This is a genomic window from Polaribacter litorisediminis (genome assembly GCF_019968605.1).
In the GTDB taxonomy this organism is placed as follows: domain Bacteria; phylum Bacteroidota; class Bacteroidia; order Flavobacteriales; family Flavobacteriaceae; genus Polaribacter; species Polaribacter litorisediminis.
Map to the genome: position 1 here is coordinate 2,231,940 of NZ_CP082966.1, position 13,080 is coordinate 2,245,019.

14 protein-coding genes are annotated in these 13,080 nt (G+C 31.5%); all 14 read right to left on the reverse strand.

Going from position 1 to position 13,080, the window contains the following annotated elements; translation table 11 throughout:
• Nucleotides 1–8: 8 nt before the first annotated feature.
• The 14 genes from gmd to rffA all read right to left on the reverse strand — a co-directional run bounded on the left by gmd (nucleotide 9) and on the right by rffA (nucleotide 12,711).
• Nucleotides 9–1,166 (reverse strand): GDP-mannose 4,6-dehydratase, encoded by a 1,158-nt coding sequence (gene gmd / locus K8354_RS09615; protein WP_223439161.1) that lies wholly within the window; start codon nucleotides 1,164–1,166, stop codon nucleotides 9–11.
• 13 nt (nucleotides 1,167–1,179) lie between these two features.
• Entirely contained in the window at nucleotides 1,180–2,136 is a 957-nt protein-coding gene (locus K8354_RS09620; RefSeq protein ID WP_223439162.1) for a GDP-L-fucose synthase family protein, read from the reverse strand.
• A 45-nt stretch (nucleotides 2,137–2,181) separates the two neighbouring features.
• On the reverse strand, nucleotides 2,182–3,399 hold the full coding sequence (locus K8354_RS09625) for a glycosyltransferase (protein WP_223439163.1): 1,218 nt from the start codon (nucleotides 3,397–3,399) through the stop codon (nucleotides 2,182–2,184).
• 2 nt (nucleotides 3,400–3,401) lie between these two features.
• On the reverse strand, nucleotides 3,402–4,508 hold the full coding sequence (locus tag K8354_RS09630; RefSeq protein ID WP_223439165.1) for a DegT/DnrJ/EryC1/StrS family aminotransferase: 1,107 nt from the start codon (nucleotides 4,506–4,508) through the stop codon (nucleotides 3,402–3,404).
• A gap of 19 nt (nucleotides 4,509–4,527) precedes the next feature.
• Nucleotides 4,528–4,983, reverse strand: a complete 456-nt coding sequence (locus K8354_RS09635; protein WP_223439166.1) for an acyltransferase — start codon at nucleotides 4,981–4,983, stop codon at nucleotides 4,528–4,530.
• 3 nt (nucleotides 4,984–4,986) lie between these two features.
• Nucleotides 4,987–6,000, reverse strand: coding sequence for a Gfo/Idh/MocA family protein (locus K8354_RS09640; RefSeq protein ID WP_223439168.1), 1,014 nt, complete (start codon nucleotides 5,998–6,000; stop codon nucleotides 4,987–4,989).
• A complete protein-coding gene (locus tag K8354_RS09645; RefSeq protein WP_223439170.1) occupies nucleotides 5,984–7,141 on the reverse strand; it encodes a glycosyltransferase family 4 protein in 1,158 nt (385 codons plus the stop codon). Before K8354_RS09645 ends, K8354_RS09640 begins: the two co-directional genes overlap by 17 nt.
• Nucleotides 7,142–7,176: 35 nt before the next feature.
• Complete coding sequence (gene lhgO / locus K8354_RS09650; protein WP_223439171.1) at nucleotides 7,177–8,376, reverse strand: L-2-hydroxyglutarate oxidase; 1,200 nt, start codon at nucleotides 8,374–8,376, stop codon at nucleotides 7,177–7,179.
• A gap of 764 nt (nucleotides 8,377–9,140) precedes the next feature.
• Entirely contained in the window at nucleotides 9,141–10,139 is a 999-nt protein-coding gene (locus K8354_RS09655) for a glycosyltransferase family 4 protein (protein ID WP_223439173.1), read from the reverse strand.
• Nucleotides 10,140–10,655, reverse strand: a complete 516-nt coding sequence (locus tag K8354_RS09660) for an acyltransferase (protein ID WP_223439174.1) — start codon at nucleotides 10,653–10,655, stop codon at nucleotides 10,140–10,142.
• A gap of 38 nt (nucleotides 10,656–10,693) precedes the next feature.
• Complete coding sequence (locus tag K8354_RS09665) at nucleotides 10,694–10,864, reverse strand: hypothetical protein (protein ID WP_437440127.1); 171 nt, start codon at nucleotides 10,862–10,864, stop codon at nucleotides 10,694–10,696.
• Nucleotides 10,865–10,876: 12 nt separating this feature from the next.
• Entirely contained in the window at nucleotides 10,877–11,164 is a 288-nt protein-coding gene (locus K8354_RS09670; protein ID WP_223439178.1) for a hypothetical protein, read from the reverse strand.
• Nucleotides 11,165–11,368: 204 nt separating this feature from the next.
• Nucleotides 11,369–11,581, reverse strand: a complete 213-nt coding sequence (locus tag K8354_RS09675; protein WP_223439180.1) for a hypothetical protein — start codon at nucleotides 11,579–11,581, stop codon at nucleotides 11,369–11,371.
• A complete protein-coding gene (gene rffA, locus K8354_RS09680; protein ID WP_223439182.1) occupies nucleotides 11,581–12,711 on the reverse strand; it encodes a dTDP-4-amino-4,6-dideoxygalactose transaminase in 1,131 nt (376 codons plus the stop codon). The genes K8354_RS09675 and rffA overlap by 1 nt, the downstream gene beginning before the upstream one ends.
• Nucleotides 12,712–13,080 lie beyond the last annotated feature (369 nt).

A 13,080-nucleotide genomic window follows, 5' to 3' on the forward strand; every position in this document is an offset into this window, starting at 1 on the left:
AATTCGTTCTACTCTGCTTGTGTTAAAGTTTTATGCCCCCCTTGAATCAAATGAATATCTTTTTGAAATAATTTCACATCTGCAGCCACCATTTCTTCTACTAACATTGGTAAATCATATTTAGGTTGCCATCCTAATTTTGTTTTAGATTTTGTTGGATCTCCAATTAATAAATCTACTTCTGTTGGACGAAAATATTTTGGATCAACTTTTACAATTTCAGTATTTATTTCAGGAAACACTATTTTTTCAGAATTAAAACTAGTCCCCATTGCTTTTTCGTATTTGGCCAAGTCAATAGACTCAAGAACTCCTATTTCATAAATACCTTCGCCAACAAATTTTATTTTAAAGCCAACTTCATCAAATGCCAATTTAATAAAATCACGCACTTTCGTTGTAATTCCTGTAGCAATGACATAATCTTCTGCATTGTCTTGTTGCAAAATTCGCCACATGGCCTCCACATAATCTTTTGCGTGTCCCCAATCACGCTTCGCATCCAGATTCCCCATGTACAAATCATTCTGTAAACCTAAGGCAATTTTAGCAACAGCTCTTGTAATTTTTCGAGTTACAAAAGTCTCTCCTCTTAAAGGAGATTCGTGATTGAACAAAATTCCGTTACAAGCAAACATATTATAGGCTTCTCTATAATTTACCGTAATCCAATAAGCATAAATTTTAGCTACAGCATACGGAGATCGTGGATAAAATGGCGTTGTTTCTGATTGAGGAACCGCTTGTACTAATCCATATAACTCCGAAGTAGAAGCTTGATATACTTTCGTTTTCTCTGTCATTCCTAACAATCGCACAGCTTCCAGAATTCTTAACGTGCCGATACCGTCGGCATTCGCTGTATATTCAGGAATTTCGAAACTTACTTGAACATGAGACATGGCGGCAAGGTTGTAGATCTCATCCGGTTGTGTTTCTTGAATAATCCTGGTAAGATTCATTGAATCTGTCAAGTCCCCAAAATGTAGCTTTAATCGAATGTCTTTTTGGTGTGGATCTTGGTATAAATGATCTATTCTATCCGTATTGAATAGAGAGGATCGTCGTTTAATACCGTGTACCATATATCCTTTTCCAAGCAATAGCTCGGCCAAATAAGCACCATCTTGTCCCGTAATTCCTGTTATTAATGCAGTTTTCATCAAATTAATTTTATAATTATATTTTTACTTCTTTCAAAGTTTTTTCGTTTTTTAAGAACCACTGATAGGTAGCTTCAATACCATCTTCTAATGTAATGGTAGCGCTCCATCCTTTATTTTTCATTTTAGACACATCCATTAATTTTCTTGGGGTTCCATCTGGTTTTGTATAGTCCCAAATAATTTTACCTTTATGCCCCACCGCTACTTGAATCTTTTCTGCTAATTCTTTTATCGTTAAATCAACACCAGTTCCTACATTATATAGATGTTCGCCTAAAGAGTTTTCTAAGGCATACACTACAGCGGCTGCCATATCATACACATGTAAAAATTCTCTCATGGGCGCACCAGAACCCCAAAGTGTTACAGGTTCATTCCCTTTTACTTTGGCCTCATGAAATTTCCGCATCATGGCAGGTAAAACATGAGAAGTTTGTAAATCAAAATTATCATTGGGACCATATAAATTTGTAGGCATTAAACTTACAAAATCTTTACCAAATTGTTTTCTGATAGCTTCACAAGCTTTTACACCTGAAATCTTTGCAATGGCATACCACTGATTCGTAGGCTCTAAAGGCGATGTAAGCAAACAATCTTCTTGCAGAGGCTGTGGTGCTGACTTAGGGTAAATGCAAGAGCTTCCTAAGAAAACAAACTTCGACACGCCATATTCCAAGGACGTTTGAATCAAGTTATTTTGAATTTGCATATTTTCCATCAAAAAAGTATAAGGAAAATTGTTATTTGCCAAAATTCCCCCAACACGAGCTGCTGCATCTACAACGATATCTGGTTTTTCTGTCTCAAAAAATAGTTGGACTGCTTTTTGACTCTTAAGGTCTAATTCGACGCTAGTTTTACCTATTAAATTTGTATACCCTTTTTGCACTAAAGCATTCCAAATTGCACCTCCTACCATTCCTCTGTGACCAGCAATGTATATTTTTTTATTTTTTTCTTTAAACATCCTATTCTAATTTAAAAACTAGTCTTTACGATCTCTTTTGTAGCTTTATTTATTTTTAATCATTTGTTCATAAAGATGAAGGTAATCTGAATAACGATCATCTTTATTGAATAATTGCACTGCTCTTTCTCTACATTTTTCTCGTGTATGATTTCGATTTTTTTTGGTACACCAATCTGTGACGGCTGCTTTCAGTGAACTTGTATCGCCTTTTGATATTATTTCACCTGTGTGTAGATCAATTGCTTCTGGACTTCCTCCGGTATTGTAAGTAATTACGGGAGTTCCGCAGGCTAATGCTTCAATGTTGGTGGTAGGGAAATTATCCTGATAGGTTGGATTTACAAAAACACTTGCCAAGCTATAATAAGTAGCTAATTCGGCTACACTTTCTGTTCTCATGATGCCCATCATATTTTTAGGCAAAACTTCTATTTGTTTTTGGGTTAAACCAATCAACAATATTTGATACGCATCAGATAGCTCGCCTGCAAGTTTTACAAAATCTGAGAGTCCTTTTCTTGCATCCCAAATGCTGGCAACACCCAACACAATTTTTTTGTTTTGTAACCTCAATTTTCCTCTTAAATAGTCCGTATTAGTTGCAGGACTGAATTGGTCTAAGTCAATACCATTGTGAATGCACATTGCTGGATGTCTCAAAAAAGATTGTTTCACCAAATCTTTTAGCCAATGAGATGGTGTTACAATTTGTAAATTTTCAATTTTGTTAAAAATACGCTTTTTATCGTTAAAATTCTTAAAAGAATTATCCAAACCAATTGATTTAGGGTACATTTTAGTTTTGGGGCATTTTTCACATTGTGTTTTCCATTTTTCACATCCCACGGAATCAAAATACGTGCAATGTCCTGTAAATGACCAACAATCGTGCAGCGTCCAAATAACTGGAATATTTTTCTGCGTTATGTAATTAAATAGAATTTTAATATTCAAATAGTATCCATGAATGTTGTGCAGACCAATAACGTCTGGACTTAATTTGTCAATTTCTTTTAATAATTCTTTAGTCGATTTTTTAGAACCAAAACCATGTCGGTCTGTCAGTAGCGTTAAAACTCCATGCCGATTTACATCTTTTTGGGTTCCTATTTTTATTTTAGTTGATTTACTTTCTTGGTTCCCTCTTCCAAAAGCGATGAAGCTTTCGTGTCCATTGTCTAAAAGTACACACCCTATGTCTTCTGTAATTCTACCTGTACTGCCAGAATTAATAGTGGTATTTATTTGAAGGATTTTCAAAATTAAATTTCATAATATTTCTTTATCAACTCAGCAATGTAAACAACTTGATCATCAGATAATTCAGGATAAATAGGAAGGCTTAAAATTCTATCTTGATAGTTACTTGCTACTGGAAAATCATTCTTAGAATACCCTAAATATTTATATGCATTCATATTTGGTAAGGCAATCGGGTAGTGTACAGCGGTTTGAACTCCATTTTTAAGTAAGAATTCTTGTAATTCATTTCGATTATCACATCTAATAACATAAAGATGAAATGAATGCAAAGTGTTTGGTCTTCTTTTAGGTATTGCAATTTCATCTATTCCTGATAGCAATTTAGAATATAAATCGGCTACTCGATTTCTTTGTTTAGTCCATTCTAAGATATGAGGTAATTTAACCGATAAAATAGCCGCTTGTATTCCGTCTAATCTACTATTTATCCCTTCAATATCGTGTTCATGCTTTTTTAAAGCACCATGTCTAGCAAACATTCTACATTTTAATGCTAAATTATCATCATTAGTAATTAAACAGCCTGCATCTCCATAAGCACCCAAATTTTTGCCTGGATAAAAACTAAAAGAACCAGCTAAACCGACTAATCCAGCTCTAATTCCTTTATATTCACTAAAATGTGATTGTGCACAATCTTCAAGAATAGGAATATTGAATTTTTTTGCAATTTCACTAATTTTATCCATATTACACATCTGACCATATAAATGAACAGGTATGATACATTTTGTATTAACAGTAATTTTTGATTCTAACAAATTTTCATCAATCGTATAATATACAGGATCAATATCAACAAAAACAGGTTTTGCTCCAGTTTGGGAAATTACTTCAGAAGATGAAATCCAGGAATTAGCTACAGTGATAACTTCATCCCCGATTCCAATCCCTAACATTTTAAGAACAATATAAAGAGAATCTGTACCATTAGCTGTTGAAATACAATGTTTAACTCCATAAGCTTTCGCAAAGGAATCTTCAAAACTTTTAACTCTAGATCCTCCAATGAATGAAGTTTCCTCAATTACCTGTTGTATCGCTAAGTCGATTTGTGGTTTTATCGTTTGATATTGCGCTTTTAAGTCTACAAAGGATATTTTCATAATATAATGCGTTTTTATTTTATTTTATTTTTTTTGCAGGATTACCCGCATATGTTCCGGGTATCGAAATGTCTTTTGTTACCACAGCTCCAGCTCCAATAACAACATTATCACAAATGTTAACTGGCAAAACTGTGGCATTACTTCCAATGCTTACTCTGTTACCAATACGTGTTTTTTTCCATTGGGTTTGGTCTCCTCCTGCTGGCCCACCGTTAGAAAACAAATCGTTGATGAACATAACTCCATGACCCACGAACGTATCGTTACCAATAGTTACTAATTCGCAAATAAAAGTATGAGATTGAACTTTTGTTCTGCTTCCTATAGTTACACTTTTTTGAATTTCTACAAAAGGGCCAATAAAAACATCATCGCCTATAGTACAACCATATAAATTAACTGGCTCTACATACTTTACATTAGACCCAAAATTAACATCTACAACTTTACTTTTAAAAATTTTAGGATACATTCTCTAATTATTTTTAGCTGCTTGGTAAATTTTATCTATAATTTCAACCGTCTTTAATCCTTCAAAAGAATTTGTTATAATGGAACCTCCATTACTCAAAACATCTACAACATTCTTGTAAACCTCATCGTGATTGGACATAGAACCCTGATAATGGCCATAATTATTAGCTGTATTTCCTTTTGGAAGATTTTCAAATTTAAAGTTTTCTATATTTTGATATTCAAGTTCATTTAGATATTGACCGCCAATTTTTACCGTTCCTTTTTCTCCAAAAATAGTAAGAGAACCTTCCATATTACCACCATAACTATTTACCGTATAATTAATACCGCCAATTGCTCCATTATAAAACTCTAAAGACACAACTCCTGTGTCTTCAAATTCTATAATTCCTTGGTGATGGTAATTGCTTATAAACGCATTTGCTTTTTTAACGTCTCCTATTAGCCAATAAAGAAGATCTATAAAATGACTAAATTGAGTATATAGCGTCCCCCCATCTATATCTTTTGTTCCTTTCCATGAATTTTCGTAGTAGTCTTCGTTTCTATTCCAGAAACAGTTTAATTGAACACTATATATTTTACCAAAACGTCCTTCGTCTATAGCTTTCTTTACTGCAGCTACAGGTGGGTTAAAACGATTTTGTTTTATAGCAAACAATCTCCTATTATTTCGTTCCGCAGCTTGTATCATTCTACCACAGTCATGAACATTTATTGCCATAGGTTTTTCACATAATACATGGTAACCTGAATCTAAAGCTTTAATGGTATGTTCTGCATGTAAACCATTAGGAGAACAAATAGATACAACGTCTGTATCCGTTTCATTTTTGAGCAATTCTTCTATAGAATTGTAGCTTTTGGCACTATATTGATTTCCTAATTTTTCAGCTTTTTCATACTCAATATCACATACTGCTGTTAATATCCCAAAATTGGAAATGTGTTCCGCATGCCTCTGGGCAATTCTGCCACAACCGACAATTGCAAATTTAACTTTTTCTTTCATTATAGTACTTCTTAAAAATTTTTAAATATTTATTTTTGATTAAATTCCATGAATAATTTTGAATTGTATATTCAGAAATAGAAAAATTTGCAATCGAATTAATTTTATACAATTCGTAATAGCTATGAACACATTCTTTTAATTCAAAATCTGTTTTAAATAATTCACCTCTTCCGTTATCAACCCGCTCTTCTAGGTTAGAAATAGATTCATAAATAATTACTGGTGTGCCACAAGCGGAGGTTTCAATTGTTGTAATGGATATTCCTCCTGGGAATATTGCAATATCTATATAATTATAAAAATTATTTAATTCTTTGGTCGTAAGAAATGGCATAAATTCTATTTCAAAAGATGAATTAGCTGCAATCTCCTTTAAATTATCACAATAATCATCCTCCCTAATACCCGCAATAATTAATTTTATATTTTCTCTTATTTCTAGTTTATCAAGTTCTTTTATTAGAAAATCAATTCTTTTAGAGGGTTCTATTTTCCCTGCATAACCAATGACCATTTTGTCCTCACTATTTTTTATATTCTCATCATAAAAATAGTTGTCTTGATCATAACCAAGGGGAATAATACTAAAAATTGTAGTAGGAAGCCCAAATCTTTTAGAAAGAATTTTGGGACCTATTTCTGAAAAAGTAATTACTTTCTTGATTTTATTTTTTAAGAATAAAAGATTTATTTTAAAAAATAAATAGTAGAGGTTTGCAAATCTACCTTCTTTCGAATGTGTTCTTGTATCTGTATGGTCATTGATGAATACTTTGGGTGCCTTTTTGCCTTTTAATAAAACCATCCAGAGAATTGTTATGGTACTAAAACTCCCTACAGCATTTAAATGCAATATATTAAAATCATTATTAAAAAGTAATTTCCAAAGTTTTAACGGGTTTTTATAAATAACTTTTTCATTTGGATTCCATGCTTTTAATCTATGTACTGAATAAAATTCACGAACTTTAAACCCAGCAGGATCTTGTGTTTTTAAATATTTTTTCCAAGATGCTAGATATTTGTCGGACGTAATAAATACAGTCTCATGATTTTCTTTATACAGTTCTTTTGCTAGATAATGCTCTGTGTAATAAAAATCTTCCTGAAAATTAGCATAAACTCTTCCTATTTTCATCAGTTGATATTTTTTTTATTCATGGTAATTATATTTTAAAAAATATAGTTATCAATTATATAACTTGCAATTGATAATGAAGCCGTTGCTCCGGGAGATGGCGCATTAATTACATGAATCTGATTTCCATTTTTTTCAATTTTAAAATCCATTATTAATTCACCTTCTTTATCCATTGCTTGAGCTCGAACACCCGCTGTACCTTTTTCAAACATATAGTCTTCAACACTTGGAATTAACTTTTTTGCTTTATTCACAAAATCTTTTTTAGATAATGAACTTTTGAATTCTCCCATAGTGAATCTAAAATTTTTGAAAATAAATTTTTGAAAACCTTTATAGAAGATAGTATCAGCCGTATCATTTAAATTGAAATCCCTATTAGAATATCCTTCTCTTTTTAATGCTAAAACGGCATTAGGCCCTACTTCTCTTTTGCCATTAGTAAGTCTTGTAAAATGAACACCTAAAAAAGGATACGTTGGATCTGGCACTGGATATACTAGGTGATTTATTAAACTTGTATATTCTTCTTTTATATTCATGTATTCACCTCTAAAAGGGACGATTTTTAATGGAGATTTTAATTTTGTGAATTTTTCGTAAGTTCTATCCGACTGTAAACCAGTACAATTTATAATATAGTCAAATTCATAACTATTATTATCCGTATTAATAATACTTTGATTTCCTGCTGTAATAATATGATTGACTTCAGTATTATAACTAATTTCACTCCCCGCATCACAAATCCCTTTTGCCATTGTACTCATTACTTGATGGTAATCTATGATTCCTTCTTCCGGTACCAGTAATGCCTTAGTTGCAAAAACATTAGGTTCTCGAACTTTTAATTCTTCTTTATTCAAATATTTAACTCCTAATAATCCATTTCTATTTCCTCTCTCTGCTAAATTATCTAAATATTTTGCTTCACTAGCATTAGACGCTACGACAACTTTACCACATATTTCATGATTTATTTGATTAATTTCACAAAATCTTATCATTTCTCTAATTCCATTAACCGCTAATTTGGCTTTTAAAGAACCTGGTTGATAATGCAATCCGCAATGAAGTACACCACTATTGTTTCCTGATTGATGTTTTCCAAACCCCTTTTCTTTTTCAAATAGGTGTACTTTAAATCCTGAGCGTTTATTAACCAACTGATATCCAGTAGCCAAACCTAATATACCACCACCAATAATTGCAATTTTTTTGTTATTTTTCACAAGTTTTTATTAAAAAAATTAATTTCGAATTGTAACTGCACAAAAGTAATTATTTCTTTTTTTCTATTACTTTTTGAATCAATTAAATATTTTTAAATAGTGTATTTAAAAATGAGATTAATACCTAAGTTCCATACTCAATTGTTTTATCTCTTCTACTAGCTTTGAATTTTCGTTATACAAGTCTTCCAAAGATAATTTTTCATGAGTTCTGGTATTAATTTTTGATTTGCTATTAATTACTTCTTTGCTTTCTTTTGAAAACTTATTTCATTAGATTCTAAAATCCTAATAATTTCGTCACTGAATTTTTCATCATGAACCAAATTTCCTGTGAATGTACTCGGTATAATATTCCAATATTTCATTACCTTAAAAAGTTAGAATTATTTTTTAAAACAATTAAAATTTCCTTACTGAAAAATCGCAAACTTGATAACCCTGTGAACAACCCTGATGATTTAGCAGCAAAACAGGTTTTTTTACCTGATGTACATTATATGATTGGTGTTTTCTAAATCCCTATAATTGGCCTAATGGGACCTAATCTCGGTCATATACTAAACACCTAGAGTTAAACCCATCTTTAAATAATCTTTCATGTCCAATTTTAAGACCGTGAGTTTTAAGCCAATTAGAGATAAAAGTTGTACCACTTCTTCCACAACCTATTATTAAAATAAAGTTACTATCACTTTTACTTGTGTCTTTATAAGATTATGCTTCTTTTTTTCGATGAAAACGACTTATTTTTTACTTTAATTTCATTTTTTAACTTTATTGATTACCTCTTCGTACTTATCAGTCATTCTCTGAATAGAGAATTTATTATTTGCATACTTTTCTGCATTATTTGCATAATAAGAAAATCTATTTGAAATTTCATGTATCCCATTAATAAGACTTATAACATCGGGGCTATCCAACTTCCATGCATTTGAACCATATGAAACAACAAAACCAACATTATTATGTTCAACGAGTTCTGATATAGCCCCAGTATCAAATCCTACAACAGGTGCACCGCACGATAATGCCTCAATTACAGTATTTGGACATGCTGGATGCACATCTAAAGAGACATAGATTGCCCCACTATATATATCGGGTAAAGACTCTTTTGAAACTGACCCCATGTAATTGGCTTTTTTATTTAATTTATTTCTTTCTACTTCAAATAATATATCACCATACAGAAAAACTCTTTCTTTAAAAACATCATATACCTCATTTATTAAGTCAATAGCATATGGTGAATAATCCAAATTACCTTCTAAAAAAACAATCTTCGGAATAAATGTGTCGTTGTATTTATGCTTACTTTTAAATACATTATGATCAACTCCATTATAAATAATACTGAATTTTTTGTGCTTTACAAATCCCTTTTTATCCCACCAATTTCTTACAAATTCTGATTGATAAATAATTTCATTCGCAAATAGGGCATGTATGATCTTATTTAAAAAATTAATCACCGTTGACGTTATCCAATTTTTAAATGTCCTTTGTTTGGTACCAGGTATTTTATGAAGCCAATTGATACCATCAAGTCTAAAAATGATTGGAACTTTTTTTAATTTATGCTTTAATAACCAAAATATTTTTTTTGTCCCTCCCACAATAAATATTAAATCAGGAGTAATGTTTGAGTCACTATATATTATATTGTAACCTCTTTCTTCCAATTCTTTTTCAAATCTCACTTGAAAACTTCCTGGTCCACCAGAACCTGGCCTATGTGGAAATGCAATATTCTTCATTTATCTTTGTCCTATTATTTTGGCAGGAACTCCTGCCATAATTGAATACTTCTCAACATTTTTTGTAACAACACTACCAGCTGCTATAACACTACCTTTACCAATTGTGACTCCTTTTAACACAGTAACATTAGCTGCAATCCAAACATCATCTTCTATAATTATGGGCGAAAAACTATATCCCTGCTTCCAAATCGGTATGTCTGGATCTTCATAATTATGATTTCCTGAATGTAAAACACATCTAGGTCCAACAATAACATTATCGCCTATAATAATTTCACCTCCTTTGAGATTAGCAGCTATCCAGGTCCCATCATTAAAACCTACAAAATTTCCAATTTTCACTGCTTGAGGTTGTTGAATCCTCGAAAAAACTGAAATCTTAAATGAGCTTCCTTTTGATTTTAGAAAAAACCCATAGTACCATCTCCTTAAATAAAACCCCATAAATCCAGGTATTAATGAAAAAATCATTTCAAAAAAGCGATAAATTTCTGCTTTAAATCTGTTCATAACTTCTTGTTTTACAAATATTACTATTTTGTTGAATTTTATTTTTCAACTTTAATAATTGCTTTCGCCAGACTTTTTACATCTGGATACCCCAATTCCCATGGATTTGAGCCATAGTTTACAACAGCTCTGCAAGAATCATCAATTAATTCAGGGATAGCTCCCGTATCGAAAGCAACCACAGGAGAACCTGTTGAAAGTGCCTCAATTACAGTATTTGGTCATGCTGGATTAATATCCAATGATATGTAAATTGAATTTGATAAAACTTGATTTACGTCAGACCTATTCAAGAAACCTTTATAATTTATATCACTATTTAATTTAAGTTGTTCTCTTTTATCTTCGAAATTTCCATACAACTCGATCTTGAAATCATTTGGTAAATAGTTACAAAGATCATTCATTAATTGAACTGCATAAGGAGAATAATCGATAGTACCTTCAAGAATAACGACTCTTTTATTTTTACCATATTTTTTGGCATCATTCCTTATTCCCTCTGGCATTTGGGTACCATTATGAATAATTGTCGTGTTTTTCTGTTTTCGACACCCTTTTTTAACCCAACAATCTTCCACAAATTTACTTTGATAAATTACAAAATCTGCAAAAAAAGCATGAATTAACTTATTGTTCCAATTTCTGTATTATTCTAATAAGTAATGTTTAAACTCTTTTCTTTTTTTTTCGATGTAACCAATTTAAACCATCTAACCTATTACGATAAGCACCCCTTTAAACTTCATTCTTAAAAGCCAGAAAATTTTACTTGTTCCGCCAACAATAAAAACTAAATCCGGCTTCTCTTCATCCTTTTTGTATTGAATTTGATACCCTAATTGGCTCAGGGCTTTTTCAAATCTGATTTGAAAACTACCAGGACCACCAGAACCAGGTCTATGTGGAAACATTATTTTATACATTAAAATATTTTATTTAACTGATTGATAACCAAATCCTCATTTAACTCATAAAATAACGGCAACCTAACTAAGCAATCTGTGTATCTGTCTGTTTCTGGCATGATTCTGCCATCGTGCTTCTGAGCATAAAATGGACTACTATGTAAGCTTAAATAATGAAAAACAGCTAAAATATTATTGCTTTTTAAATTTTCTATGATTGCTGATCTTTGTTCAATGTTTTCGCAAGTTAAATAAAACATATGGGCATTATTAGTTGCATATTCAGGGATTGCGGGCATTTTTATATTATTAAGGAGCGCCCAATCTTTTAGATTTTCGAAGTATGCATTCCAAATCTTTAATCTACGACTTTGAATATCCTCTAAATTTTCAATTTGGGCCCACAAAAATGCTGCAATCACTTCAGATGGAAGAAAAGAACTTCCAGTATCTACCCATGCATATTTATTTACTTCACCCCGAAAAAACTCAGCTCTGTTGGTACCCTTTTCCCAAATAATTTCGGCTCTATGAATAAACTTCTCGTAGTTTATAGTTAACATACCTCCTTCGCCTGAAATAATGTTTTTTGTTTCATGAAAAGAAAATGCTGCTAGATGGCCTATACTCCCTAATGCTCTTTTTACACCATCTTTACCTGTATAAAAACTATCAATGGCCTGGGCTGCATCTTCAATTACTAGTAAATTATATTTAGCAGCTAACTCCATAATTTTATCCATATCACAAGCAACACCTGCATAATGTACAGGAACAATTGCTTTTGTTTTTGGAGTTATTAAAGCTTCTATAGCATCCGCATTCATGTTTGGGTTATCCACATAAGAATCAGCAAAAACAATTTTAGCACCTTGCCGAACAAATGCAATTGCGGTAGAAACAAAAGTATAACTTGGCATGATGACCTCATCATCCAATTCGATATTAGTCAAAATAGCTGCCATTTCCAAAGCATCTGTGCAGGAAGTAGTGAGCAAAACTTTTTTGAAACCATATTTTTCTTCAAAAAACTGTTGACATTTTTTAGTAAAAATACCATTGCCGGAAATTTTTCCCGACTTTACAGCTTCGTAAATATAATGCGTTTCTTTACCCGTTAGATACGGTTTATTAAAAGGAATTGTCATTTAAAATTAAATTAAAAATTGGTTCATGAATAACTGAAACTATTACAAGTTGAATATAACGATACCGACTAATATAAGTATATAGTATTTGTAGCTGCTCTTCTTTATTTCTTCTTTCAAATAAAAAGATGAAAAAAGAGTTACTAAAACCATTGAAGATGGTAAAAAGACTAAAGTGTATTTTATATCTAAAAATTTAAAAACGTAAAGATTAATCAATGTTACCAAAACCATTAATGCGTAACCAATAACACTATGAAAATTAACAAAAATACTAAACTTATTTAAACTACTATTTTGAGAAGACTTCTTAAGAAATAATTGTGAAATTGCAGTTAACAGTACACCCAAAAAACCCAAAGCAAAGTA